Genomic DNA, 22,652 nt, shown 5'->3' on the forward strand with positions numbered 1-22,652 from the left:
AGGTCCCAACCCTACCGAGAAGCCCCACCCCGGTCCCGGCGAACCGCGCCGGAGGCCCGAAGTGGGGCTCTGGTGCTCAGACCGCGAGCGGCCGTGCGGTCGGCGGGATCGGCGTCGGCAGCGTGGACGAACCGGTCAGGTGCGCGTCGACGCCGCCGGCGCAGGACCGGCCCTCGGCGATCGCCCAGACGATCAGCGACTGGCCGCGACCGGCGTCACCGCAGGCGAACACGCCGTCGACCGAGGTCTGGTACTGCTTGTCCCGCTTGACGTTTCCGCGCTCGTCGAGCTCGACACCGAGCTGCTCGAGGAAGCCCTCGCGCTCCGGGCCGAGGAAGCCCATCGCCAGCAGCACCAGCTGCGCCGGGATGGTCCGCTCGGTCCCTTCGACCGGCGCGAACTTGCCGTCGGCAAACTTCACCTCGACCAGGTTCAGTGCCGACACGTTGCCGTCGGCATCGGCCTCGAAGTTCACCGTGGAGACGGCGTACACCCGCTCGCCGCCCTCCTCGTGCGCGGAGGCGACCCGGTAGATCATCGGGTACGTCGGCCACGGCTGCCCGGCCGGGCGCTCGTCCGACGGCCGCGGCATGATCTCCAGCTGGGTGACCGAGCGGGCCCCCTGGCGGTGCGCCGTACCGAGGCAGTCGGCACCGGTGTCGCCGCCGCCGATGATCACCACGTCCTTGCCGGTAGCAACGATCTGGTTCTCGACGGTCTGGCCGAGCGCGACCCGGTTCGCCTGCGGCAGGTACTCCATCGCCTGGTGGATCCCACCGTACTCGCGGCCCGGTACCGGCAGGTCGCGCGCCGCGGTGGCGCCGGTCGCGATCACGACCGCGTCGTAGCGCTGCTTGAGCTGCGTACCGGTGACGTCCACGCCGACGTTGACGCCGGAGCGGAAGACGGTCCCCTCGTCCTTCATCTGCTGGATCCGCCGGTCGACCTGCAGCTTCTCCATCTTGAACTCGGGAATGCCGTACCGCAGCAGGCCGCCCGGGGCGTCGGCGCGCTCGTACACCGCGACGGTGTGCCCCGCGCGGGTCAGCTGCTGCGCCGCGGCCAGGCCGGCCGGACCGGACCCGACGACCGCGATCGTCTTACCGGTCAGCCATTCGGGCGGCTGCGGCTTGACGTCGCCGGTCTCCCAGGCCTTGTCGATGATCGCGACCTCGACGTTCTTGATCGTCACCGGGTCCTGGTTGATGCCGAGCACGCAGGCGGTCTCGCACGGCGCCGGGCACAGCCGCCCGGTGAACTCCGGGAAGTTGTTGGTCGCGTGCAGCCGCTCGATCGCGCTCGACCAGTCGTCGCGCCAGACCAGGTCGTTCCACTCCGGGATCAGGTTGCCCAGCGGGCAGCCGTTGTGGCAGAACGGGATACCGCAGTCCATACAGCGACCGGCCTGCTTGCCGATGATCGGCAGCAGCGCCTTGCCCGGCCCGCCGGGGTAGACCTCTTTCCAGTCCTGGACCCGCTCGCCGACCGGCCGCCGGTCGGCGACCTCGCGGCCGGTGGTCAGGAATCCCTTCGGGTCAGCCATCAGATGGCCTCCATCATCGCTCGCGTGGTGGCGTCCTCGTCCAGGCCGTCGCGCTCGGCGGCCGCCTTGGCCGCCAGCACCCGGGCGTAGTCGCGGGGCATCACCGTGGTGAACCGGGCCGCGGCCGCGGGCCAGTCGGCGAGCAGCTTGGCCGCCCGTTCCGAACCGGTCTCCTCGAAATGCCTGCGGACCAGGTCGTGCAGCAGTTCGGACTCGTCGGTGGTCAGCGGGTGCAGGTCCACCAGCTCCGCGTTCACCAGCGCCGGGTCCAGGTCGAGCACGTGGGCCACGCCGCCCGACATGCCCGCCGCGAAGTTCCGGCCGACGGCGCCGAGGACGACGACGCGCCCACCGGTCATGTACTCGCAGGCGTGGTCGCCGACCGCTTCGACGACCGCGGTGGCCCCGGAGTTCCGGACGCAGAACCGCTGGCCCGCGCCGCCGCTGATGAACAGCTCGCCGGACGTCGCGCCGTACGCGATCACGTTGCCGGCGATGATCTGGTCGGCGGCGTCGAACCGGGCCCGGCGGTCCGGCCGGATCACCACCCGGCCACCGGACAGACCCTTGCCGACGTAGTCGTTGGCGTCACCCTCGAGCCGCAGCGTGACCCCGCGCGGCACGAAGGCGGCGAACGAGTTGCCGGCCGACCCGGTGAAGGTCAGGTCGATCGTGCCGTCGGGCAGACCGGCTGCCTTGTACCGCTTGGTGATCTCGTGGCCGAGCATGGTCCCGACGGTCCGGTTCACGTTCCGGATCGCGACCTGCGCCCGGACCGGCTCGCCGCTTTCCAGCGCCGGCTGACAGATCCGGATCAGCTCGTTGTCGAGCGCCTTGTCGAGACCGTGGTTCTGCTCGACCGTCTGGTGCAGCGAGGCCCCCTCGGGCAGCGCCGGCACGTGCAGGATCGGCGACAGGTCCAGCCCGTCGGCCTTCCAGTGGTCGACCGCGCGCTGGATGTCCAGCACCTCGGCGTGGCCGATCGCCTCGTCCAGGGTGCGGAAACCGAGCTCGGCCAGGTACTCGCGGACCTCCTCGGCGATGAACTCGAAGAAGTTCACGACGAACTCGGGCTTGCCGGAGAACCGCTCGCGGAGCACCGGGTTCTGGGTGGCCACGCCGACCGGGCAGGTGTCCAGGTGGCAGACCCGCATCATGATGCAGCCCGACACGACCAGCGGAGCGGTCGCGAAACCGTACTCCTCGGCGCCGAGCAGCGCCGCGACGATCACGTCCCGGCCGGTCTTCAGCTGACCGTCGGTCTGGACCACGATCCGGTCGCGCAACCCGTTCAGCAGCAGGGTCTGCTGGGTCTCGGCCAGGCCGAGCTCCCACGGGCCCCCCGCGTGCTTCAGCGAGGTCAGCGGCGCCGCACCGGTACCACCGTCGTGGCCGGAGATCAGTACGACGTCCGCGTGTGCCTTGGAGACACCCGCGGCGATCGTGCCGACGCCGACCTCGGAGACCAGCTTCACGTGGATCCGTGCCTGCGGGTTCGCGTTCTTCAGGTCGTGGATCAGCTGCGCCAGGTCCTCGATCGAGTAGATGTCGTGGTGCGGCGGTGGCGAGATCAGGCCAACGCCGGGCGTCGAGTGCCGGGTGCTGGCCACCCACGGGTACACCTTCGGGCCGGGCAGCTGCCCGCCCTCGCCGGGCTTCGCGCCCTGCGCCATCTTGATCTGGATGTCGTCGGAGTTCGTCAGGTACTCCGCGGTGACGCCGAAGCGCCCGGACGCGACCTGCTTGATCGAGCTCCGCCGGGCCGGGTCGTACAGCCGGTCGGCGTCCTCGCCGCCCTCGCCGGTGTTCGACTTGCCACCGAGCTGGTTCATCGCGATCGCGAGCGTGGTGTGCGCCTCGGCGCTGATCGAGCCGTAGCTCATCGCCCCGGTGGAGAACCGCTTCACGATCGCGCTGACCGGCTCGACCTCGTCGATCGGGATCGGCTGCCGGTCGGACTTGAACCCGAACAGCCCACGCAGCGTCATCAGCCGCTCGGACTGCTCGTCGACGCGGGACGTGTACTGCTTGAAGATGTCGTACCGCCCGGTGCGGGTGCTGTGCTGCAGCCGGAACACCGTGTCCGGGTCGAACAGGTGCGGCTCGCCCTCGCGGCGCCACTGGTACTCGCCACCGATCTCGAGCTTGCGGTGCGCGGGCAGGATCCCGTCGGCCGGGTACGCGCGCAGGTGCCGGCGGCGTACCTCCTCGGCGATCGTGTCCAGGCCGATGCCGCCGAGCTTGGACGACGTACCGGTGAAGTACCGGTCGACGAGCTCCGGCGCCAGGCCGTTCGCCTCGAAGATCTGGGCGCCCGTGTACGACGCGACGGTCGACACACCCATCTTCGACATCACCTTGAGGACGCCCTTGCCGAGCGACTTCACCACGTTGCGGATCGCCTGCTCGGGCTCGATACCGGGCAGGTACGTGCCCTGGCGGCACAGGTCCTCGACGGACTCCAGCGCCAGGTACGGGTTGATCGCGGCCGCGCCGTACCCCATCAGGAGCGCGACGTGATGCACCTCGCGGACGTCACCGGCCTCGACGACCAGGCCGACCTGGGTCCGGGTCTTCTCCCGGACCAGGTGGTGGTGGATCGCCGAGGTCAGTAGCAGCGACGGGATCGGCGCGCTGTCGGCGTTGGAGTGCCGGTCGGACAGCACCAGGATCCGGGCGCCGTCGGTGATCGCGGCGCTCGCCTCGGCGCACAGCTCGTCCAGCCGCGCCTTCAGCGCCTCGCCGCCGCCCTCCACGTCGTACACGCCGCGGAGCACCGTGGTGGCCAGGCCGGGCATGTCGCCGTCGAGGTTGATGTGCCGCAGCTTGGCCAGCTCGTCATTGGTGATCACCGGGAACGGGATCACCACCTGCCGGCAGGACGCCGGGCTCGGGTTGAGCAGGTTGGACTCCGGCCCGAGGCTGGACGACAGCGAGGTCACCAGCTCCTCGCGGATCGCGTCCAGCGGCGGGTTCGTGACCTGGGCGAAGAGCTGCGCGAAGTAGTCGAACAGCAGCCGCGGCCGGTCGCTCAGCACCGCGATCGGGGTGTCGGTACCCATCGAGCCGATCGGCTCGGCCGCGGTCTTCGCCATCGGGGTGAGGATGACGCGCAGCTCTTCCTCGGTGTACCCGAAGACCTGCTGGCGCCGCGTCACCGACGCGTGGCTGTGCACGACGTGCTCGCGCTCGTGCAGGTCCTCGAACCGGATCAGGCCGGCGTGCAGCCATTCGTCGTACGGGTGCTCGTTCGCGAGCGCGTTCTTCACCTCGGCGTCGGTGATGATCCGGTGCGCGTCGACGTCGACCAGGAAGATCCGGCCGGGCTCGAGCCGGCCCTTCTCGGTCACCGTTGCCGGGTCGATGTCCAGCACGCCGGCTTCCGACGCGAGGACGACGAGGCCGTCGTCGGTCACCCAGTACCGCGAGGGGCGCAGGCCGTTGCGGTCCAGGACCGCGCCGACCTTCGTACCGTCGGAGAAGACCACCGACGCCGGGCCGTCCCACGGCTCCATCAGCGTCGAGTGGAACTCGTAGAACGCGCGCCGCTTCGGGTCCATCGTGGTGGCGTTCTCCCACGCCTCCGGGATCATCATCAGCATCGCGTGCGGCAGCGAGCGGCCACCGAGGTGCAGCAGTTCCAGCACCTCGTCGAAGGACGCGGAGTCGGAGGCTCCCGGCGTACAGATCGGGTAGAGCTGCTCGAGGTCGCCGGGGATCAGGTCGCTGGCGAGCAGCGCCTCGCGGGCGCGCATCCAGTTCCGGTTGCCCTGGACGGTGTTGATCTCACCGTTGTGGGCGATGTACCGGTACGGGTGGGCCAGCGGCCAGGACGGGAACGTGTTCGTCGAGAACCGGCTGTGCACGACACCGATCGCGGACGCCAGGTCCGGGTCGGTCAGCTCGGGGAAGAACTTGTCGAGCTGGTCGGTGGTCAGCATCCCCTTGTAGGTGATGGTCCGGCCGGACAACGACGGGAAGTACGTCGTGGTTTCCTTCTCGGCGCGCTTGCGCAGCCGGAAGGCCATCCGCTCCAGTGCCAGGCCGAGTACGCGGCCCGCCTTCGCGGTCACGAACAGCTGCTTGAACGTCGGCATCACCGATCGCGCGGTGGCACCGAGCAGGTCCGGCGTGGTCGGGATGTCCCGCCAGCCGACGACGTCCAGCTGCTCCTCGGCGGCGAGCTCCTCGATCCGGGCGACCGCCTTCGCCGCGTCGTCGGCCTCGGCCGGGAGGAACGCGATACCGGTGGCGTAGCTGTGCGGTGCGGGCAGCTCGAACTCGCACACCTTGCGGTAGTACGCGTCCGGTACCTGGATCAGGATGCCGGCACCGTCGCCGGAGTCGGGTTCGGCACCGGACGCACCTCGGTGTTCGAGGTTCCGCAGGGCGGTCAAGGCCTTGGCCACGATGTCGTGGCTCGGTTCACCGGTCAGGGTCGCGACGAAGGCAACACCACAAGCATCGTGCTCGTGCCGTCCGTCGTAGAGACCCTCGCTCGGGAATGGGGGGCGACCATACATCCAGGAGCTCCCGTCGTCCTACGGTCAAATACAACTGGCCGCGGGACAACACTGGCCCAAGCCGGGTGTCCCGAGACTACCTCATGACGCCCGCCCGTTGGACCTTTTGTCCACCGCGCAACGCCTTGATGACCCTCAGTAAGCAAGCGCTCACTACTAGCCTCCCATCTTCCCTGCCGCGCGCTTCCCCAACCACCCACAACCCCTGAAATTCACTTGCTGAGACTGATAGGTCAGTTGGGGTGACTTGGCAGCCTGATCCCGAGTGGACACCGCTCACCGCCGGCACCGGCCAGGCGACGGGTGGGGTGTGGCGGACACCGTCCGGGGTGGTGGTGAAGCGGCTGGTGCCCGGGGTGGTGGATCCGCGTCATCACGCGTACTGGGAGCGGCAGGTGCTGGTCGCCGAGTCGGGGATTGTTGCTCGTACGGCGGGGCTGCGAGCGCCGGCGTGCTTGGGTGTCGAGCGGGATGCCGACGGGATCACGTTGCGGACGGCCGAGGTGGCACCAGCCGCGTGGGCTCCGGAGGTCTTGGCTGCGGCTCTGGGGCGGTTTGCAGCATGCTCCGTGGTCGAACCCGCCTGGGGTGCGCGGAACATCCTCCGAGATCGCCTGACGACCGTAGAACGCCGCGGTGGCTGGGCGTCGCTGGGGGCCGATCCGACGATCACCGAACTCTGGAACCGCCGAGGTGTCGCGCTGGAGGTGTTGCACGGTCTGCCGCGCGTGCCCACCCACGGCGACGCCCACCCGGTCAACCTCCTCGGCCGCGACGCCGACGACGTGATCGCCATCGACTGGGAGCAGTTCGGCCTGGGGCCGGTCGGCTTCGACCTGGGTTACCTGCTGCTGGCCACGGGTGCCCCGCTGGACGCCCTCTTGGAGTCGTTCACCGCCGAATACGCGGGACCCGGCGCCGTGCGGTGTGGGGCCGTGCTGGTTGCGGCGTACACCGGCGTCTCCCGTGCGGCGTGGGCAGTCGGGCGACCGGGGGCTGAGGAGCATCTGGAGGGGCTGGGGCAACTGGGTGGGGTGCTGGCCGAAGCGGTTCGTTACGTGTCGTGAGGGGGCTGTGATCCTCCGGAGTGGTAGATCTGCGCGATGCGATGGATGGCTGGGGATGACTGGGTCCTGCTGGCGGCCGCGAAGGGTGTGGCGCACGGTGGGGTGTGGCGAACTCCGGATGGGACTGTCGTGAAGCGGCTGGTGCCTGGGGACGAGCGGCCGAGGCGGTACGGGTACTGGCGGCGGCAGGCTGAGGTGGCGAGTAGCGGCGTACTCGAGTGGACCAAGGGGCTGCGGGCGCCGCGGACGGTGAAGGTCGAGAGCGATCCGGACGGGATCACGGTGTGGACCGAAGCCGTCGAACCGGGCCCGGTCTCGGTGGAAGAAGCCGCGGCGGCGCTCGGGCGGTTCGGGCTGAATCGGGTGGAGCCGGCGAACTGGTTCGCGCGGCGGATCCTGCGGGACCGGTTGGAGGATGACGCGGCGCACGGCGGATGGGCCGGCTGTGCGACCGCCGACGTGCTGCCGGCCGACGTACGGCGACTGTGCCGGGAACTCTGGTACCGGCGAATGAACGTGATGCGGGAGCTCGACCGGCTGCCGCATCAGCTCGTGCACGGCGACATCCACCTCCCGAACCTGATCCGGCGCGACGGCGACGAGGTGACCGCGGTCGACTTCGACCAGTTCGGTATCCGGCCGCTGGGGTTCGACCTCGGCTACCTGCTGCAGTCCACGCGCGAACCTGTCGAGAATCTGGTCAGCGCGTATCAGCAGGGCAGTGAGGGTGCGTGGTCGGCGGCACACGTACGACGAGGCGCCGTGCTGACCGCAGCGGTCACGCTGGTCGGCCGAGCCGCCTGGGCCCTCACCCAGCCCGACCCCGGCGAGCACCTAGAACGCCTGACTACTCAGACGCCAATCATCGAAGAAGCCGTCAACCACGCCTCGTAGAAGGCCCGGTAACCCGGAAAACGCGCTGTAGTGGCCTCGACGAGCACTTCGGCGACGGGTGGCGGCGGGCCGGGCAACAGCACCAGAGCCCGGGTGTTGGGGGTTTGTACGCCGTACGAGTGGTTTCCGGAGTCCTGGGTGGTGAAGCGGGTGAAGATGGTGCCTAGGTGGTCGAGGTACGTGGCTGGGGGGACGTCGATCGCACCGGGGAACATTCCGCGACCCTAGTGGAGGAACACCATGGCACTCAGCGATTTTCCGCGGTATCCGTTGCTGTTCGGGCCGAGTCCGGTGCATCCGCTCGAGCGGTTGTCGGCGTACCTCGGCGGCGCGAAGGTCTGTGCGAAGCGCGAGGACTGCAACTCGGGCCTCGCGTACGGCGGGAACAAGACCCGGAAGCTGGAGTACCTCGTCCCGGACGCGATCGCGCAAGGCGCCGACACCCTCGTCTCGATCGGTGGGTACCAGTCGAACCACACCCGCCAGGTCGCCGCGGTCGCGGCGAAACTCGGGATGAAGGCAGTGCTCGTCCAGGAGAAGTGGGTCGACTGGCCGGACGCGCTGAACGACCGGGTCGGGAACATCCTGCTCAGCCGGATCATGGGCGCCGAGGTGCGGCTCGACCCGGCCGGGTTCGGGATCGGGTTCAAGGACAGCTGGAAGCAGGCGCTCGCGGACGTGGAGGCGCGCGGCGGTACGCCGTACGCGATCCCGGCCGGCGCGTCCGACCACCCGCTCGGCGGGCTCGGGTTCGCGAACTGGGCGGACGAGGTCGCACGGCAGGAACGCGAGCTCGGCGTCTTCTTCGACACGATCGTGGTCTGCTCGGTGACCGGTTCGACGCACGCCGGGATGATCGCCGGGTTCGCCGGCCAGGACCGGCCCCGCCGGGTGATCGGCATCGACGCCAGCGCCAAGCTCCAGGAGACCCGCGACCAGATCGAACGGATCGCCCGCAACACCGCGCGCCTGATCGGCCTCGACCGGGAGCTCCGCGCCGACGAGATCACCGTCCTCGAAGGCTGGGCCGGCGACGAGTACGGCGTACCGGTCGAGTCCACGCTCGACGCGATCCGGGTCAGCGGCCAACTCGAGGCGATGATCATCGACCCCGTCTACGAGGGGAAGTCGATGGCCGGCCTGATCGACCTGATCCGCACCGGCGACATCCCGAAGGACTCCACCGTCCTGTACGCCCACCTCGGCGGCCAGCCGGCCCTCAACGCCTACAGCAGCCTGTTCACGCAGACGCAGCCGATCTGATCACCAGCCGCCCGCGAAGAACCCTTCCAGCCCGGGCAGCGGATGCGCGGCCGTGGTCGTGTTGGCAACCACGACCACGGCGAGCGCCGACGCCAGTACCGGCACGAAAACTCCGTACCCGGCCAGCACACGCCGCGCACGCCCCTCCGCGCGGCCGAACCACCGCCACAACAGCACGGCCAGTACGACGAGCCCGGCGGCCACGATCGCGCCCTCGACAGCCATCACCTCGTGGAACAGCACGTAGTCGCTCATGATCATGTCGAGCGGCCCGGACCGCTGCCCTGCGGCCAACTGCTGCCTGACCTGCCCGAGCGTGGCGTCCAGCGGCCCGGCCGGCGCTCCGAACAACATCGGCAACAGCGACCCGAACGGCGCCGCCATCCCATGAATGTTCGCCAGCACGGCCGCGAGCGAGACCACGGCCAACGCCGTCGCGAGCACCCCACCCGTCGCCAACCCCGCGGCGCGAAGCCCGCGTGTCCGCACGAACTCTCGCCAGACCATCACCCCGAGCACCACGAGCACGGCGAGCAAAGCCGCAGCGAGCGCGGCCTTCGCAATGTGGTACCGGAACCAGTAGTCGACCACCCGCTGCATCCCCGGATCGAACGCCCGCTCCCCCGAACTCCAGTACGCCATGAACTCACCGCGGAAGGTACCGGCGAGCCGCCGCTCACTCCCCAGATCGTCGGGCGCCCCGAGGCCCGGTACGACGACGAACGCGACGATCAACCCCACCGCCAGCAAGGCAAGCCTCTTCATGCCGCACAACCTAGGCGCGCGGCCGGCCCAGGACCATCACGCCGGGGCGATATCTGAGGTAGCGCGGGCGCTACCCGACTCCAGGTCCGACCAGGGTTCCGACGAAGTACGTGAGGCCGGCCGCGGCGGCGCCGAGGAGCAGCTGACGGAGGCCGGAGTACCACCAGGAGCGGCTGGTGACGCGCGAAACCACGGCGCCACAGACGAACAGCGCCGTCAGCGAAAAGATCAGCGACGGGATGACGCTGCCGGCGCCGAACAGGTAGGGCGCCAGCGGGATGAAGGCACCGATCCCGAAACAGATGAAGGACGAGGCGGCCGCGAGCAGCGGGTTCGGCAGGTCGGAGGGGTCGATACCGAGCTCTTCGCGGACGTGCTCCTCGAGGGCCTGGTCGGGGTCGGCGTGGAACTGTTTGGCGACCTTGCTGGCCAGGTCCGGGTCGAGGCCCTTCGCCCGGTAGGTCTCGGCGAGCTCGATCTCCTCGTCGATCGGGTGCTTGCGGATCTCGGAGCGCTCGATCTCGATCTCGGCGTGCGCGAGCTCGCGCTGGGACGCGACCGAGGTGTACTCCCCCGCCGCCATCGAGAACGCGCCCGCAGCCAGCCCGGCGAGCCCGGCCAGCACGATCAGCTTCGACCCCGAGTGCGTACCGCCGTCCATGCCGGCGATCAGCGCGAAGTTCGAGACCAGCCCGTCCATCGCCCCGAACACAGCCGGCCGCAGCCACCCGCCGTTCACATCACGGTGGGTATGGTCCCCGTGGTGCTCGGGCGAGACTGCAGGTGTTTCGCTCACTTCAACCGCGGACCGGTGGGGTGCGTGGGCGCAGGAGTGTCCGGTTGCGCCTCGGCAGCCGGTCCTCCGGCCGGCTCCGCCGAGGCGGTTCGCTGGGAAGCTCCAGTCTCCGTGCCGGAGGTCGCGGGCGCGTCGCCGCCGCCGTCAGTCCCACCGTCGGCCGCCCGGTCACCCGCGTGGTCCGTCACCCGGTCATCCGCGGGGTCCGTCGCCCGGTCACCCGCGCGGTCCGTCACTCGGTCACCCGCGCCGTCGGCTGCCCGGTCACCCGCGCGGTCCGTCACTCGGTCACCCGCGCCGTCGGCTGCCCGGTCACCCGCGTGGTCCGTCGCCAGGTCACCCGCGGGGTCCATCACCCGGTCACCGGCGCGGTCCGTCGCCCGGTCACCGGCGCGGTCCGTCGTCGGGTCACCCGCGCCGTCGGCCGTGCTGTCGGCGTCCGGGGTGGTTGCGGCTGAGGTTCCGGGCTTGGGCTCGCCGGCGGCGGCGCCGGTGCTGATGTCTTCCTGCCCCGGGCGTGTGCGGGCGCTGATGACGAAGGCGATCACGGCGAGGACGAACAGGATCAGGGCGGTCCATACGTTCAGGCGGAGGCCGAGGAAGTGGTTCACGGTGTCGATCCGCATGTTCTCGATCCAGGCGCGCCCGGCGGTGTACGCCGCGACGTACAGGAAGAACGCCCGGCCGTGACCGAGCTTGAAGCGCCGGTCGACGATCAGCAGCAGCCCGACCACGCCGAGGTTCCAGACGGCTTCGTACAGGAACGTCGGGTGGAAGGTGGCGAAGTCGGCGTACCCGTCCGGGCGGTGCTCCGGCGAGATCTCCAGGCCCCACGGCTTGGTGGTCGGCCGGCCGAACAGCTCCTGGTTGAAGTAGTTCCCGAACCGGCCGAAGATCTGCGCCAGCGCGATCCCCGGCGCCATCGCGTCCGCGACCGCCAGGAACGGCACCTTGGCCCGCCGGCAGGCGATCCAGGCGCCGAGCGCGCCGAACCCGACCGCGCCCCAGATCCCCAGGCCGCCGTGCCAGATTTTCAGCGCGTCGATCGGGTGCTTGCCGGCGCCGAAGTACAGCTCGGCGTCGGTGACCACGTGGTAGATCCGGGCGCCGACCAGCCCGAACGGGATCGCCCAGAACATGATGTCGGCGAGCACCGGCGCCGAGCCGCCGCGGGCCACCCAGCGACGGCGGCCGAGCCAGTAGCCGGCGAAGATGCCGGCCAGGATGCACAGCGCGTACGCACGGATCGGCAGGCCGAGGACGTGCCAGACGCCCTGGCTCGGGCTGGGGATGAACGCCGGCACACCCACGGCAAGACTCAGACTAGACATGGCAAGGGGGAACGCTACTCGACCTGGCAGGGCAGGACCACAAACGCACGGTCACGATGCAGCCTCAGCCGCGGCCTTCTGCAGGCCTTCAGGTGTCAACTGGTCGGTCGGCAGTTGCTTGCCGTCCACGTACACGGTCGGCGTACCGGTGACTCCCCGATCGTCGGCGGCCTTGTTCACGGACTCGAGCCAGCCCGCGTAGGTGTTGTCCTGCAGCGCCTGCTGGTACTTCGCGTCGCCGACGCCGAGCTGCTTGCCGAGCTCGATCAGTTGGTCCGAGGTCCAGGACTTCGAGAAGTCGCCGTACAGCTCGTCGACGAAGCTGAGCGCCTTGCCGTTCGCGGCCGCGGCGGCGAACGCGTTCGCCAGCCGCGGCGAGGAGTCAGGGTTCACGAACTGCAGCGGCCAGTACGTGAGCGTGGCCGTACCGTCCTCGACGAGCTTGTCGATGGTCGCGCCGCTGTCCTTCTCGAACTCCGCGCAGTGCGGGCAGCGGAAGTCCAGGTACAGGTCGATGTTCACCTTCGCGCCGGCCTTGCCGACCGTGACGCCCTTGCCGGAGGTCCCGGGACCGGTGATGACGGCCGGTTCGGTGCGGCCGGTCGAGGCCACCTCGACCTTGGAGTGCCCGCGGTAGTACTGCACGCCGACGCCGGCGCCGAGCGCCAGCACCAGGACGATCACCACGACGATGCCCGGTGCGACCCGGCGCTTCTGCTGCAACGTACTGGTACTGCTCACGACGCGGTGACTCCTTGTGGTTCCGGTACGACGGCAAACTTGGAAACGGGGTACAGCCAGAGCCATCCGGCCAGCATCAGCAGGCCGAGATCCCGGAGGATCTCCTGCAGGTACTTCGTCTGTCCCGGCGCGACCTGACCGCCGCCACCGAAGCAGCCGCAGTCGATCGACAGCCCGCGGGCCCAGGCGGACGCCACGGCCACGATGAACATGATCATGAAAACACCCGCGGCCGCCGCGGACGCCCGGACACCGAAGCCGACGACCAACAGCAACCCGATCGCGATCTCCAGGAACGGCAGGCCCCAGCCGACCGGCTCGACCAACGACGACGGCAGCAGCTCGTACGCGCGGACCGCCTGGGCGGCGGTCTCCGGATCGGTCACCTTCAACGCACCGGCGACCAGCATCACGGCGCCGAGCACGAGCCGCGCCCCCAGTGAGAGCCACGGGAACCATGCCCTCACTGGTTCTCCTCGACCAGCTTCCCGAAGTCGTGCACCAGGTCACCGATCGCGGCGTTCGACAACCAGATCACGGTCGCCTTGTCGTTCTTGCCGAAGCCGATCACCTGCGCGCCGTGACCGACCTCGTACCCGCCCGAGGGCAGCTTCTGCATCCCCTCGACCGGTACGCCGACCGCTTTCGCAATGTCCTTGATCGACGTCAGCGAACCGGTCAGCCCGACGAACGACGGGTCGAAGCGGTCCAGGTACTTCCGGATCACCGGCCCGGTGTCCCGGGCCGGGTCGGTGGTGATGAACAGCATCTGGATCTGGTTCTGCACCGACTTGTCCAGCTTGGTGAGCGCGGACGCCACGTCGGCCATCACGGTCGGGCACACGTCCGGGCAGTTCGTGTACCCGAAGAACACCAGCGTGACCGGCTTCTTGGTCGACGTGACCAGGTTGAACGGGTTCCCGTCGGTGTCGGTCAAGGTGGCCGCGGGCATCGAGTACGGCCGGTCGAGGGTGGCACCGCGCAACCCGTTCGGATCCTGGCTGCTCCGGATGATCGCCCCGCCGGGGTTGTCCGCCTTCTCCTGATTGCCACTGCAGCCCGCGAGGGCGAGCAGAGCCACCGCCGCCATCAACAGGGCAGCGTTCCTGGTTCGACTCACGGGGCTACTAACGAACGGGGAAGGTTCGGGGTTCCCGGCGGACGCCGGCGGACAGGTCTTCTGCCAGCGTGCGGACGCCGGTCGGGCCGTCGTCGCCGAGGGCGCGGACGAGGGCCGCGCCGACGATCACCGCGTCCGCGAATGCGCCGACGCCGGCCGCCTGGTCACCGTTGGAGATGCCCAGGCCGACGCCGACCGGCAGGCCGGTGGTGGCGTGCGTCCGGGCCACCAGCGGCGCCGCGAGGTCCGACGGCTTGTCCCGTGCGCCGGTGACACCCATCACAGCGGTCGCGTAGACGAAGCCGCGGCAGTTCGCCGTGGTCATCGCGATCCGGGTGTCGGTCGACGACGGCGAGACCAGGAACACCTTGTCCAGTTCGTGTTTGTCGGCGGCCGCGATCCACTCCGCACCCTCGTCCGGGATCAGGTCGGGCGTGATCAGGCCCGCTCCCCCGGCGGCGGCGAAGTCCGCGGCGAAGCGGTCCACGCCGTACCGCTCGATCGGGTTCCAGTACGTCATCACGAGCACCGGTACGTCGGAGTACGCCGCGAGCTTCTCCACCGTGCTGAGCACGTCCCGGGTCCGCAGGCCGCCCGCGAGCGCGATCTCGGTGGCCCGCTGGATCGTCACGCCGTCCATCACCGGGTCGCTGTACGGCAGGCCGAGCTCGATCACGTCGGCGCCGCCGTCGACGAGCGCCTTCAGCCCGTCGAGCGCACCGTCGTACGTCGGGAAACCGGCCGGCAGGTACCCGACGAAGGCCGCCCGGTGTTCGCCGTTCGCCTTCCGGATCGCGGCCCCGGCGTTGCCCAGGGCAACCTCGCTCATTCCCCGGATCCCTTCTCGGCCAGCCCGAACCAGGTCGCGGCCGTGTCCATGTCCTTGTCGCCACGGCCCGACAGGTTCACCAGGATGGTTGCCTCCGGCCCCAGTTCCTTGGCGACGTCGAGCGCGCCCGCGACCGCGTGTGCTGACTCGATCGCCGGGATGATGCCCTCGGTCCGGGACAGCAGCCGGAAAGCGTCCATCGCCTCGGCGTCGGTCTTCGGCCAGTACTTCGCCCGGCCGGTCTCGGCCAGCCACGAGTGCTCCGGCCCGACGCCCGGATAGTCCAGCCCGGCCGAGATCGAGTGCGACTCGATCGTCTGCCCGTCGTCGTCCTGCAGCAGGAACGACCGCGCACCGTGCAGTACGCCGACCTGCCCGGCGCTGATCGTCGCCGCGTGCCGGCCGGTCTCGAACCCGTCGCCGCCCGGCTCCACGCCGTACAGCTTCACGTCCTCGTCACCGATGAACGCGGTGAACAGACCGATCGCGTTCGATCCGCCGCCGACGGCGGCGACCGCGGCGTCCGGCAGTTTGCCGGTCAGCTCGAGCGTCTGGGCCCGCGCCTCGTCGCCGATGCCGCGGACGAAGTCGCGCACCATCGCCGGGAACGGGTGCGAACCGGCCGCCGTCCCGAGGATGTAGTGGGTCTTGTCGACGCTGGCGACCCAGTCGCGGAGCGCGTCGTTGATCGCGTCCTTGAGCGTCCGGCTGCCGGTCTTGACCGCGATCACCTCGGCGCCGAGCAGCTTCATCCGGGCCACGTTGAGGGCCTGCCGCTCGGTGTCGACCTCGCCCATGTAGACCACGCATTCGAGGCCCAGGTACGCGCAGGCGGTCGCGGTGGCGACACCGTGCTGGCCGGCGCCGGTCTCGGCGATCACCCGCGGCTTGCCCATCCGCTTGGTCAGCAGCGCCTGGCCGATCGCGTTCCGGATCTTGTGCGCGCCGGTGTGGTTCAGGTCCTCGCGCTTCAGCAGGATCCGCGCACCGGCCACGTCCGACAGCCGGGTCGCGTCGTACAGCAGGCTCGGGGCGCCGATGTACTCGCGCAGCATCCGCTCGAACTCATCGGTGAACTCACGATCGGCCATGGCTTCGCGCCAGGCAGTGGTGAGCTCGTCGAGCGGCGCGATCAGCGCCTCCGGCATGAACCTGCCGCCGAAACGGCCGAAGTGCCCGAACTGGTCGGGCAGCACAGTAGACATCCGACAAAACCTTCCAAGCCCGGCCCGTACAGCGCGGGAGAGTCTCTGTCCCGAACCGTTTGGACCGGACGGGAAGTACTAGTGCCGCTGCTGGATGGCGGGGTGCGATCCGGCGGCGACGAGGTCGGCGACCGAGGCGCGGGGATCGCGGCCGGTCACCAGGGTTTCACCGACGAGGACGACATCGGCCCCGGCGCGCGCGAACTCGATTACATCATGCGGGCCGCGGACACCGGACTCCGCCACCCGGACCAGCTCGGTCGGGATCGTCGGCGCGACCCGGGCGAAGGTGTCCCGGTCGACCTCGAGGGTCTTCAGGTTCCGGTTGTTCACGCCGATGAGCTGGGCGCCGGCGTCCACCGCACGCCGCGTCTCCTCCTCGTCGTGCACCTCGACCAGCGGGCACAGCCCGATCGACTGGGCCCGCTCGATCAGCGAGACCAGCGCCTCCTGCTCCAGCGCCGCCGCGATCAGCAGCACCATGTCGGCGCCGGCCGCCCGCGCCTCCCAGAGCTGGTACGACGAGACGATGAAGTCCTTGCGCAGCACCGGTACGTCGACCCGGCCGCGGACCGCCCGCAGGTCGTCCAGGCTGCCGTTGAACCGGCGTTCCTCGGTCAGCACCGAGATCGCCGCGGCGCCACCGAGCTCGTACTCCCCGGCCAGCGCGGCCGGGTCGGTGATCTCGGCCAACTCGCCCTTGGACGGGCTGGACCGCTTCACCTCCGCGATCACCGCGATCCCGTCGCCACGGAACACCGGCATCGGGTCCTTCGCGTCGGGCTTGCGCTGGGCCTCGAGCTTCAGGTCGTCCAGGCTGACCCGCGCCTGGCGCTCCGCGAGGTCCTCCCGGACCCCCGCGAGAATGTCGTCAAGCACAGTCATGTCCGTCCGCCCTTCAGTGGTGGCCGTCGGTCGGGACCCCGAAGCCCAGCAGCTGCAGCACCTTGCCGGCCAGCGCACCGAGCACTGCGATACCGACAGAGATCCAGAACAGCACCCAGTTCGGGCCGAGCACCATCGCGATGGCACCGATCGTGAAGGCGATCAGCACGATCGCCACCGCGGTCCACGCCGCCGGGCTGTTGCCGTGCAGATCGTGCGGTGCTCCATCCTCGGTCTGTGCAGCCTCGACCCGGCTTGCCCCTTGGTCCGCCACCGTATTGTCCATAGTTGGCGCCACTCCTCCTCTGTGTCCCGTCCTATTGTGGCGGTAGCCCGCCGCGATCAGAGAGTCGGGTCCTCCCCGGCGTCGATCGCCTTCCACTGATCGGCTCCATGATCCGAACCCGCGGCGGCCGGATCACGCTCGTAGCGCTGCGTCGCCCGCCGCCACCGCTGGGCAGTCAGCACGGTGATCAGCCCCGCCACAACCAGCGCCAGGCCGCCGCCCAGCGCGAACCAGGGCGCCGCGCCGAGAGACTGGGTCACCTTGTCGGCCAGCACATCACTCAACTCGGGCCGCAGCCGGCTCAACTCAGGGCCATCGGGCCGGACGCTCAACGAGACGGCGATCGCCGCGACCCCGAGCAGCACCACCAGACCGCCCAGAACTCTCCGCAGCGCCGTTCCGGCGAGCTTCATCACCACGACAGCCACGACCGCGGCGAGTGCGAGGGTGACGGGCGCCTTGGTGATCGTGTAGCCGTTGAAGTCGACCACGGGCCGCCCGTTGCCGGGATCGGCCGACACCCAGGTCAGGTAGCCGGACAGCCCCAGCAGCACCAGCGCCACCACCGCGAGCAGGTCGACCAGCCGTTGGGGTCTCATACGTCCCTCATATGTCACTGAACGTCCCCGCGACCGCGATCGCGTTCAGGACGGCGGCCGCCTTCGTCCGGCACTCCGCGTCCTCCGCGGCCGGGTCCGAGTCGGCGACGATCCCGGCGCCGGCCTGGACGTACGCCGTCCCGCCGCGGAGCACCGCGGTACGGATCGCGATCGCGGTGTCGGCGTCGCCGGCGAAGTCCAGGTAGCCGACCACACCGCCGTACACGCCGCGCCGGGTGACCTCGAGCTTGTCGATGATCTCCATCGCCCGCGGCTTGGGTGCCCCGGACAACGTTCCGGCCGGGAACGCCGCGGTGAGCGCGTCGAACGCCGTCATCCCGGCCTTGAGCTGACCGGTGACCGTGGACTCCAGGTGCATCACGTGGCTGTAGCGGCGGACGTCCATGAAGTCGACGACCTCGACCGTGCCGGGGGCGCAGACCTTGCCGACGTCGTTGCGGCCGAGGTCGACCAGCATCAGGTGCTCCGCACGCTCCTTCACGTCCGCGCGCAGCTCCTCCTCCAGCGCGTGGTCCTCCTCCGGCGTCGCACCGCGGCGGCGGGTGCCGGCGATCGGGTGCAGGATCACCTTGTTCTCCGTCACCTTGACCAGCGCCTCCGGACTGGAGCCGACGATGTCGAACCCGTCCAGGCGGACCAGGTACATGTAGGGGCTCGGGTTCGACCTTCTGAGCACGCGGTAGATATCGAGGGCGCTCGCGGTGCTCTGCAGCTCGAACCGCTGCGAGACGACGATCTGGAACGCCTCGCCGGCCCGGATCTCCTCCTTCGCGTGCTCGACGGCCTGCCGGTACTCGGCGCTCGAGCGCTGCCGGTGCGGGTCGGGCTGGGCCTGCCGGTCGGCGCGGACGACGTACGACGGGGTTGGCCGGGCGAGGTCGCGCTCCATCGCGTCCAGGCGGCGGACGGCGTCCGCGTAGGCCTCGTCGACGCGGTCGTCGGAGTCGTCCCAGTTGACCGCGTTCGCGATCAGCCAGATCTCGCCGGTCTCGTGGTCGAGGGCGGCCAGGTCGGTGGCGAACAGGAACGTGAGCTCGGGCAGGCCGAGGTCGTCGGTCGTTGTGTCGGGCAACCGTTCCAGGCGCCGGACGGCGTCGTACCCGAGGAAGCCGACCATGCCGCCGGTCAGCGGCGGCAGGTCGGGCAGCCGCGGGGTGTGCAGGATCTCCAGCGTCTCGCGGAGCGCCTGCAGCGGGTCACCGGTCTGCGGCAGGCCGACCGGCGGGTTGCCGGTCCAGACGGCCTGGCCACCCTGTTCGGTCAGCGTCGCGGCGGAGCGGACGCCGATGAACGAGTACCGCGACCAGACGCCGCCGTTCTCCGCGGACTCCAGCAGGAAGGTGCCCTCGCGCTCGGCCGCGAGCTTGCCGTACACGCCGATCGGGGTCTCCGCGTCGGCCAGCAGCCGGCGGGTGACCGGGATGACCCGGCGGTCCTTCGCGTACTCGCGGAACGTCTCCAGCTCCGGGCTGTTCACGCCTTGATCTCCCCGTGCTCGAAGCAGCTCCGTGTGCCGGTGTGGCAGGCCGGCCCCTCCTGGTCGACGAGCACCAGCAACGTGTCCGCGTCACAGTCGACGAGCACCTGCTTGACGTGCTGCCGATGGCCGCTGGTCTCGCCCTTCACCCAGTACTCCTGCCGGCTCCGCGACCAGAACGTACTCCGCCCGGTCGCCGCGGTCCGGCGTACTGCCTCGGCGTTCATCCAGCCCACCATCAGAACCTCGCGCGTGTCGTACTGCTGCACCACCGCCGGGATCAAGCCGGCCGCGTCGAAGGTCAACTCGTCGATGTTCACCCGCCCATTGTCCCCGATCCCGGCTACGGTCCTGACCATGGGAGCACCGGACCGGGACCTGACCGACAACAACGCCGAAAACAACGCCGAGTACAAGGCGGCCTACTACGCCGAGAACCGCCGGCGCGCGGACCTTGCCCAGCGCGAGTTCGCCGAACGCACCCACGGCTGGCGTTTCACCCTCTCCGCGGACGCCGCGGCGTGGGCGGCGACCCGTCCGGGTCCCGTTCTGCCCACTGACCTGACGCACCTGGTGGAGGAGGCCGATGCGGCCGGATTGTTCCTGAAACCGGAGCCGGGGACGATCCGGAGTGCGTTCAGCTCGCGGGACCCGTACACCGAGGAGACCAGCGGCGCCGGCTTCGGCTTCTGGCCCACGGCGGCCGAACACCTGGTGGTGAAGGCCGGTACGGCGGTGGCGTACGACCAGCTGAACGGGCTGGACGCGCTGGGAGTCCTGCACCTGGTCGTCGACACGTTCGCAACCCCGACAGCGAGCTACGAACAGGCCTGACAGGATGGCGGGATGACGACCAGTGAGGCGCGGGCTCAGGCGGTGCTTGCCGAGCATCCGGTGATCGACGGGCACAACGACTTGCCGATCGCGTTCTACGAACTGTGTGGGTACGACCTGGACGCCTACGACCTGGCGGGGTCGGTGCCGGCGTTGAACACCGATCTGCCGCGGCTGCGGGCGGGGCGGGTGGGGGGTCAGTTCTGGTCGTTGTGGGTGCCGCAGGACGAGCACGCGGTACGGCGTACCTTCGAGCAGCTCGACTTCGTCCGGCGGCTCGTGGAGCGGTTCCCGGAAGACTTGCAGCTCACGGACACCGCCGACGACGTGGAGACCGCGATCAAGGCGGGCAGGGTCGCCTCGTTAATGGGAATGGAGGGCGGCCACTCGATCGGTGAGTCGCTAGGCGTGCTGCGGGTGATGCGCGCGCTCGGCGTGCGCTACATGACGCTGACGCACAACCACAACGTGTCCTGGGCTGACTCGGCCACCGACGAGCCGGTGCTCGGCGGGCTGAACGAGTTCGGCGAGGAGGTGGTCCGGGAGATGAACCGGATCGGCATGCTCGTCGACCTGTCACACGTCTCCGCCGACACCATGCGGCACGCGCTCCGGGTGACGAGCGCGCCGGTGATCTTCAGCCACTCGTCGGCGCGGGCGGTCTGCGACGTACCGCGGAACGCCCCCGACGACGTCCTCGAGACACTCGCCACCAACGACGGCGTCTGCATGGTCACCTTCGTCCCGTACTTCGTCTCGCAGCAGTACGTCGACTGGGTCGCGGGCGCCCGCGCCGCCGCCGAGGAGCACAACCTGACCACCGAGGATCAGCCGGGCAACCCGATCCCGTCACCGCTGCAGCCGGAGAACCAGGCGAAGCTCGCCGAGATCTACGGCAAGCCGAAGCCCGAGACCACGCTGGCGGATGTGGTCGAGCATGTCGAGCACGTGCGTGAGGTGGCCGGTATCGATCACATCGGTCTCGGTGGGGACTACGACGGCTGCCCGGAGTTCCCGGTGGAGCTGCCCGACGTGGCGTCGTACCCGGTGCTGTTCGAGGCGCTGGCCGACCGCGGCTGGAGCGACCAGGACCTCGGCAAACTTGCCGGAGGCAACATCCTGCGCGTGCTCCGGGCCGCGGACGACGTGGCTGCCTAACCCTCCCGGTACTGCGCGCGGATCTCGTCCAGCGGCTGCATTCCGGCCGCCTGGTACGTCGCGATCGCGCCGACGTTGGTGCCCGGCGTGACCGTGTAGATGCTGGACGAACCCAGCTCCCGCAGCGCCCGTGCACAGGCCAGAACCATCGCGGTGCCGTACCCACGCCCGCGGTGCAGGTTGTGGACGCCCATCGGCTCGATGTAGCCGGGGCGTCCCGCGCCCGCCGACCACACGGTTGCCGCGGCGACCGACTCGCCGAGCTTGTTCCGCAGCACGAGACACTGCGCGTCGGCGTACGGCAGCCCGTCCGACATCGCGAACCACCGCTCGTTGGTGAACGTCGACCCGTCGAACGACGCCCGCTGTACGGCGGTCCGCTCGTGCGCCTCCTCCGGGCCGATCACGTCGACCCGCGCACCCGGGTCCGGTACCGGATCGGAGAGATCGCGGCGCACCGGCACCCACGGGGCGTCCGCGTTCCAGCCGTCCTTGAACAGCAGATCCTGGACGAGCGCACCCATCGGCGTCTCGACGTACACCTTGCCGTCGACGAGGACTCCGGAGACGTCCGCGACGATCTGCCGCGCCAGCTCCTCGTCCCGCTGGAGTTCCGGCGCGATCGACATCCGCAACCAGTCCGGCTCGTCGAGCAGCCCGACCGCCACGATCTCCCCGTCCCGCCGCCAGATCCGGGTCGCCGCCGCAGTCCGCTCGACCCCGAACCGCCAGAACCACCCGAGATCCCCCGGATGCAACTGCAACGGCACCCCCTCCCGGGTCCACTCCCGCAGCACCCCGACCACCTCACCCAACTCACCGGTCCCCGCACTACTCAACGCAATCGCCATGCCCCAGATCACACACCATCGGACCGACAGTCCGCACCGGACGCCCCCTGAGGTTTGTGATTTCGGTGGTCGGGCACGGGGCGAGGGTTAGAGACGACGACGGATGGAGTGGGAACTGTGCTGACCCTGACTGAGAACGCGACGCTGGTGATCAAGAGCATCACCGGGGTCGAGGGCGCGCCGGACGGAGCCGGGGTGCGGATCTCGCAGGAGAACCCAGCGGATCCGGCACTCGCGGTGACCACGACCGAGTCTCCGCAGCCGGGTGACCAGGTCGTCGAGGAGGCGGGTGCCCGGGTCTTCCTCGAGCAGAACGCCGCGAACGCCCTCGACGACAAGATCCTGGACGCGGCGGTCGACGACAAGGGCGGTGTCGAGTTCCTGCTGGTACCGCAGTCGGGTACGAGCAACGGTACGGCGCCGACCCCCTGATCGAGCAACTTCTGGGCCGGCCGGGACTCCCC

General features: G+C 69.9%; 23 protein-coding genes. 6 read left to right on the forward strand and 17 right to left on the reverse strand.

Annotated elements, in window-relative coordinates; genetic code table 11:
* Positions 1-76 precede the first annotated feature (76 nt).
* Together FB475_RS33655 and gltB are read right to left on the reverse strand one after the other, a co-directional pair.
* A complete protein-coding gene (locus tag FB475_RS33655; RefSeq protein ID WP_141862083.1) occupies positions 77-1,543 on the reverse strand; it encodes a glutamate synthase subunit beta in 1,467 nt (488 codons plus the stop codon).
* Complete coding sequence (gltB, locus tag FB475_RS33660) at positions 1,543-6,066, reverse strand: glutamate synthase large subunit (protein WP_141862085.1); 4,524 nt, start codon at positions 6,064-6,066, stop codon at positions 1,543-1,545. The genes FB475_RS33655 and gltB overlap by 1 nt, the downstream gene beginning before the upstream one ends.
* 242 nt (positions 6,067-6,308) lie before the next feature.
* Between gltB and FB475_RS33665 the strand changes: the two genes are divergently transcribed.
* Complete coding sequence (locus FB475_RS33665; RefSeq protein ID WP_141862087.1) at positions 6,309-7,133, forward strand: phosphotransferase; 825 nt, start codon at positions 6,309-6,311, stop codon at positions 7,131-7,133.
* Between the two features lie 45 nt (positions 7,134-7,178).
* Positions 7,179-8,027: a phosphotransferase gene (locus tag FB475_RS33670; protein WP_185759554.1), complete on the forward strand. Its 849-nt coding sequence runs from the start codon at positions 7,179-7,181 to the stop codon at positions 8,025-8,027.
* Here FB475_RS33670 and FB475_RS33675 read toward each other — a convergent pair.
* A complete protein-coding gene (locus FB475_RS33675; RefSeq protein ID WP_141862090.1) occupies positions 7,985-8,242 on the reverse strand; it encodes a hypothetical protein in 258 nt (85 codons plus the stop codon). The genes FB475_RS33670 and FB475_RS33675 overlap by 43 nt on opposite strands.
* Positions 8,243-8,267: 25 nt before the next feature.
* Between FB475_RS33675 and FB475_RS33680 the strand changes: the two genes are divergently transcribed.
* Complete coding sequence (locus FB475_RS33680; protein ID WP_141862092.1) at positions 8,268-9,290, forward strand: 1-aminocyclopropane-1-carboxylate deaminase; 1,023 nt, start codon at positions 8,268-8,270, stop codon at positions 9,288-9,290.
* Here FB475_RS33680 and FB475_RS33685 read toward each other — a convergent pair whose 3' ends face one another.
* The 13 genes from FB475_RS33685 to hisI all read right to left on the reverse strand — a co-directional run bounded on the left by FB475_RS33685 (position 9,291) and on the right by hisI (position 19,704).
* A complete protein-coding gene (locus FB475_RS33685) occupies positions 9,291-10,055 on the reverse strand; it encodes a hypothetical protein (protein WP_141862095.1) in 765 nt (254 codons plus the stop codon). It abuts the gene before it with no gap.
* A gap of 70 nt (positions 10,056-10,125) precedes the next feature.
* The gene (locus tag FB475_RS33690; protein WP_141862097.1) at positions 10,126-10,794 is read right to left on the reverse strand and encodes a VIT1/CCC1 transporter family protein; all 669 of its coding nucleotides are present in this window, start codon (positions 10,792-10,794) and stop codon (positions 10,126-10,128) included.
* A gap of 53 nt (positions 10,795-10,847) precedes the next feature.
* The gene (gene lgt / locus FB475_RS33695; protein WP_141862099.1) at positions 10,848-12,182 is read right to left on the reverse strand and encodes a prolipoprotein diacylglyceryl transferase; all 1,335 of its coding nucleotides are present in this window, start codon (positions 12,180-12,182) and stop codon (positions 10,848-10,850) included.
* Between the two features lie 51 nt (positions 12,183-12,233).
* Positions 12,234-12,923 carry a DsbA family protein gene (locus FB475_RS33700; protein ID WP_238332607.1) on the reverse strand — a complete coding sequence of 230 codons (690 nt, stop codon included), beginning with the start codon at positions 12,921-12,923 and terminating at the stop codon, positions 12,234-12,236.
* Positions 12,920-13,390 (reverse strand): MauE/DoxX family redox-associated membrane protein, encoded by a 471-nt coding sequence (locus tag FB475_RS33705; protein WP_141862103.1) that lies wholly within the window; start codon positions 13,388-13,390, stop codon positions 12,920-12,922. The genes FB475_RS33700 and FB475_RS33705 overlap by 4 nt, the downstream gene beginning before the upstream one ends.
* Positions 13,387-14,043 carry an SCO family protein gene (locus tag FB475_RS33710; RefSeq protein WP_238332608.1) on the reverse strand — a complete coding sequence of 219 codons (657 nt, stop codon included), beginning with the start codon at positions 14,041-14,043 and terminating at the stop codon, positions 13,387-13,389. Before FB475_RS33710 ends, FB475_RS33705 begins: the two co-directional genes overlap by 4 nt.
* 7 nt (positions 14,044-14,050) lie before the next feature.
* Positions 14,051-14,872 carry a tryptophan synthase subunit alpha gene (gene trpA, locus FB475_RS33715; RefSeq protein ID WP_141862105.1) on the reverse strand — a complete coding sequence of 274 codons (822 nt, stop codon included), beginning with the start codon at positions 14,870-14,872 and terminating at the stop codon, positions 14,051-14,053.
* On the reverse strand, positions 14,869-16,077 hold the full coding sequence (gene trpB, locus FB475_RS33720; protein ID WP_141862108.1) for a tryptophan synthase subunit beta: 1,209 nt from the start codon (positions 16,075-16,077) through the stop codon (positions 14,869-14,871). Before trpB ends, trpA begins: the two co-directional genes overlap by 4 nt.
* A 78-nt stretch (positions 16,078-16,155) precedes the next feature.
* Entirely contained in the window at positions 16,156-16,962 is an 807-nt protein-coding gene (gene trpC, locus FB475_RS33725) for an indole-3-glycerol phosphate synthase TrpC (RefSeq protein ID WP_141862110.1), read from the reverse strand.
* Between the two features lie 13 nt (positions 16,963-16,975).
* A complete protein-coding gene (locus tag FB475_RS33730) occupies positions 16,976-17,248 on the reverse strand; it encodes an HGxxPAAW family protein (protein WP_202878675.1) in 273 nt (90 codons plus the stop codon).
* 56 nt (positions 17,249-17,304) lie between these two features.
* Positions 17,305-17,847: a Trp biosynthesis-associated membrane protein gene (locus tag FB475_RS33735; protein ID WP_141862112.1), complete on the reverse strand. Its 543-nt coding sequence runs from the start codon at positions 17,845-17,847 to the stop codon at positions 17,305-17,307.
* 7 nt (positions 17,848-17,854) lie between these two features.
* A complete protein-coding gene (locus FB475_RS33740) occupies positions 17,855-19,345 on the reverse strand; it encodes an anthranilate synthase component I (protein WP_141862114.1) in 1,491 nt (496 codons plus the stop codon).
* A complete protein-coding gene (gene hisI / locus FB475_RS33745) occupies positions 19,342-19,704 on the reverse strand; it encodes a phosphoribosyl-AMP cyclohydrolase (RefSeq protein WP_420359240.1) in 363 nt (120 codons plus the stop codon). Before hisI ends, FB475_RS33740 begins: the two co-directional genes overlap by 4 nt.
* On the opposite strand from hisI, the gene FB475_RS33750 reads away from it, so the two are divergent.
* Both FB475_RS33750 and FB475_RS33755 read left to right on the forward strand, forming a co-directional pair.
* Positions 19,703-20,179 (forward strand): hypothetical protein, encoded by a 477-nt coding sequence (locus tag FB475_RS33750; protein ID WP_141862115.1) that lies wholly within the window; start codon positions 19,703-19,705, stop codon positions 20,177-20,179. The genes hisI and FB475_RS33750 overlap by 2 nt on opposite strands.
* Before the next feature lie 12 nt (positions 20,180-20,191).
* Positions 20,192-21,337 carry a dipeptidase gene (locus FB475_RS33755; protein WP_141862117.1) on the forward strand — a complete coding sequence of 382 codons (1,146 nt, stop codon included), beginning with the start codon at positions 20,192-20,194 and terminating at the stop codon, positions 21,335-21,337.
* Here the strand turns inward: FB475_RS33755 and FB475_RS33760 are convergent.
* Positions 21,334-22,188: a GNAT family N-acetyltransferase gene (locus tag FB475_RS33760; RefSeq protein ID WP_141862119.1), complete on the reverse strand. Its 855-nt coding sequence runs from the start codon at positions 22,186-22,188 to the stop codon at positions 21,334-21,336. The genes FB475_RS33755 and FB475_RS33760 overlap by 4 nt on opposite strands.
* 117 nt (positions 22,189-22,305) lie before the next feature.
* Here FB475_RS33760 and FB475_RS33765 point away from each other — a divergent pair, with 117 nt between their 5' ends.
* Entirely contained in the window at positions 22,306-22,620 is a 315-nt protein-coding gene (locus FB475_RS33765) for a Fe-S cluster assembly protein HesB (RefSeq protein WP_141862121.1), read from the forward strand.
* Positions 22,621-22,652 lie beyond the last annotated feature (32 nt).

The organism is Kribbella jejuensis (genome assembly GCF_006715085.1).
Lineage (GTDB): Bacteria > Actinomycetota > Actinomycetes > Propionibacteriales > Kribbellaceae > Kribbella > Kribbella jejuensis.

Coding starts and splice junctions, on each gene's coding strand:
- FB475_RS33655 (WP_141862083.1), bottom strand. CDS start 1,543: ATGGCTGACCCGAAGGGATTCCTGACCACCGGCCGCGAGGTCGCCGAC.
- gltB (WP_141862085.1), bottom strand. CDS start 6,066: ATGTATGGTCGCCCCCCATTCCCGAGCGAGGGTCTCTACGACGGACGG.
- FB475_RS33670 (WP_185759554.1), top strand. CDS start 7,179: ATGGCTGGGGATGACTGGGTCCTGCTGGCGGCCGCGAAGGGTGTGGCG.
- FB475_RS33675 (WP_141862090.1), bottom strand. CDS start 8,242: ATGTTCCCCGGTGCGATCGACGTCCCCCCAGCCACGTACCTCGACCAC.
- FB475_RS33680 (WP_141862092.1), top strand. CDS start 8,268: ATGGCACTCAGCGATTTTCCGCGGTATCCGTTGCTGTTCGGGCCGAGT.
- FB475_RS33685 (WP_141862095.1), bottom strand. CDS start 10,055: ATGAAGAGGCTTGCCTTGCTGGCGGTGGGGTTGATCGTCGCGTTCGTC.
- lgt (WP_141862099.1), bottom strand. CDS start 12,182: ATGTCTAGTCTGAGTCTTGCCGTGGGTGTGCCGGCGTTCATCCCCAGC.
- trpA (WP_141862105.1), bottom strand. CDS start 14,872: ATGAGCGAGGTTGCCCTGGGCAACGCCGGGGCCGCGATCCGGAAGGCG.
- trpB (WP_141862108.1), bottom strand. CDS start 16,077: ATGTCTACTGTGCTGCCCGACCAGTTCGGGCACTTCGGCCGTTTCGGC.
- trpC (WP_141862110.1), bottom strand. CDS start 16,962: ATGACTGTGCTTGACGACATTCTCGCGGGGGTCCGGGAGGACCTCGCG.
- FB475_RS33730 (WP_202878675.1), bottom strand. CDS start 17,248: ATGGACAATACGGTGGCGGACCAAGGGGCAAGCCGGGTCGAGGCTGCA.
- FB475_RS33735 (WP_141862112.1), bottom strand. CDS start 17,847: ATGAGACCCCAACGGCTGGTCGACCTGCTCGCGGTGGTGGCGCTGGTG.
- FB475_RS33750 (WP_141862115.1), top strand. CDS start 19,703: ATGGGAGCACCGGACCGGGACCTGACCGACAACAACGCCGAAAACAAC.
- hisI (WP_420359240.1), bottom strand. CDS start 19,704: ATGGTCAGGACCGTAGCCGGGATCGGGGACAATGGGCGGGTGAACATC.
- FB475_RS33755 (WP_141862117.1), top strand. CDS start 20,192: ATGACGACCAGTGAGGCGCGGGCTCAGGCGGTGCTTGCCGAGCATCCG.
- FB475_RS33760 (WP_141862119.1), bottom strand. CDS start 22,188: ATGGCGATTGCGTTGAGTAGTGCGGGGACCGGTGAGTTGGGTGAGGTG.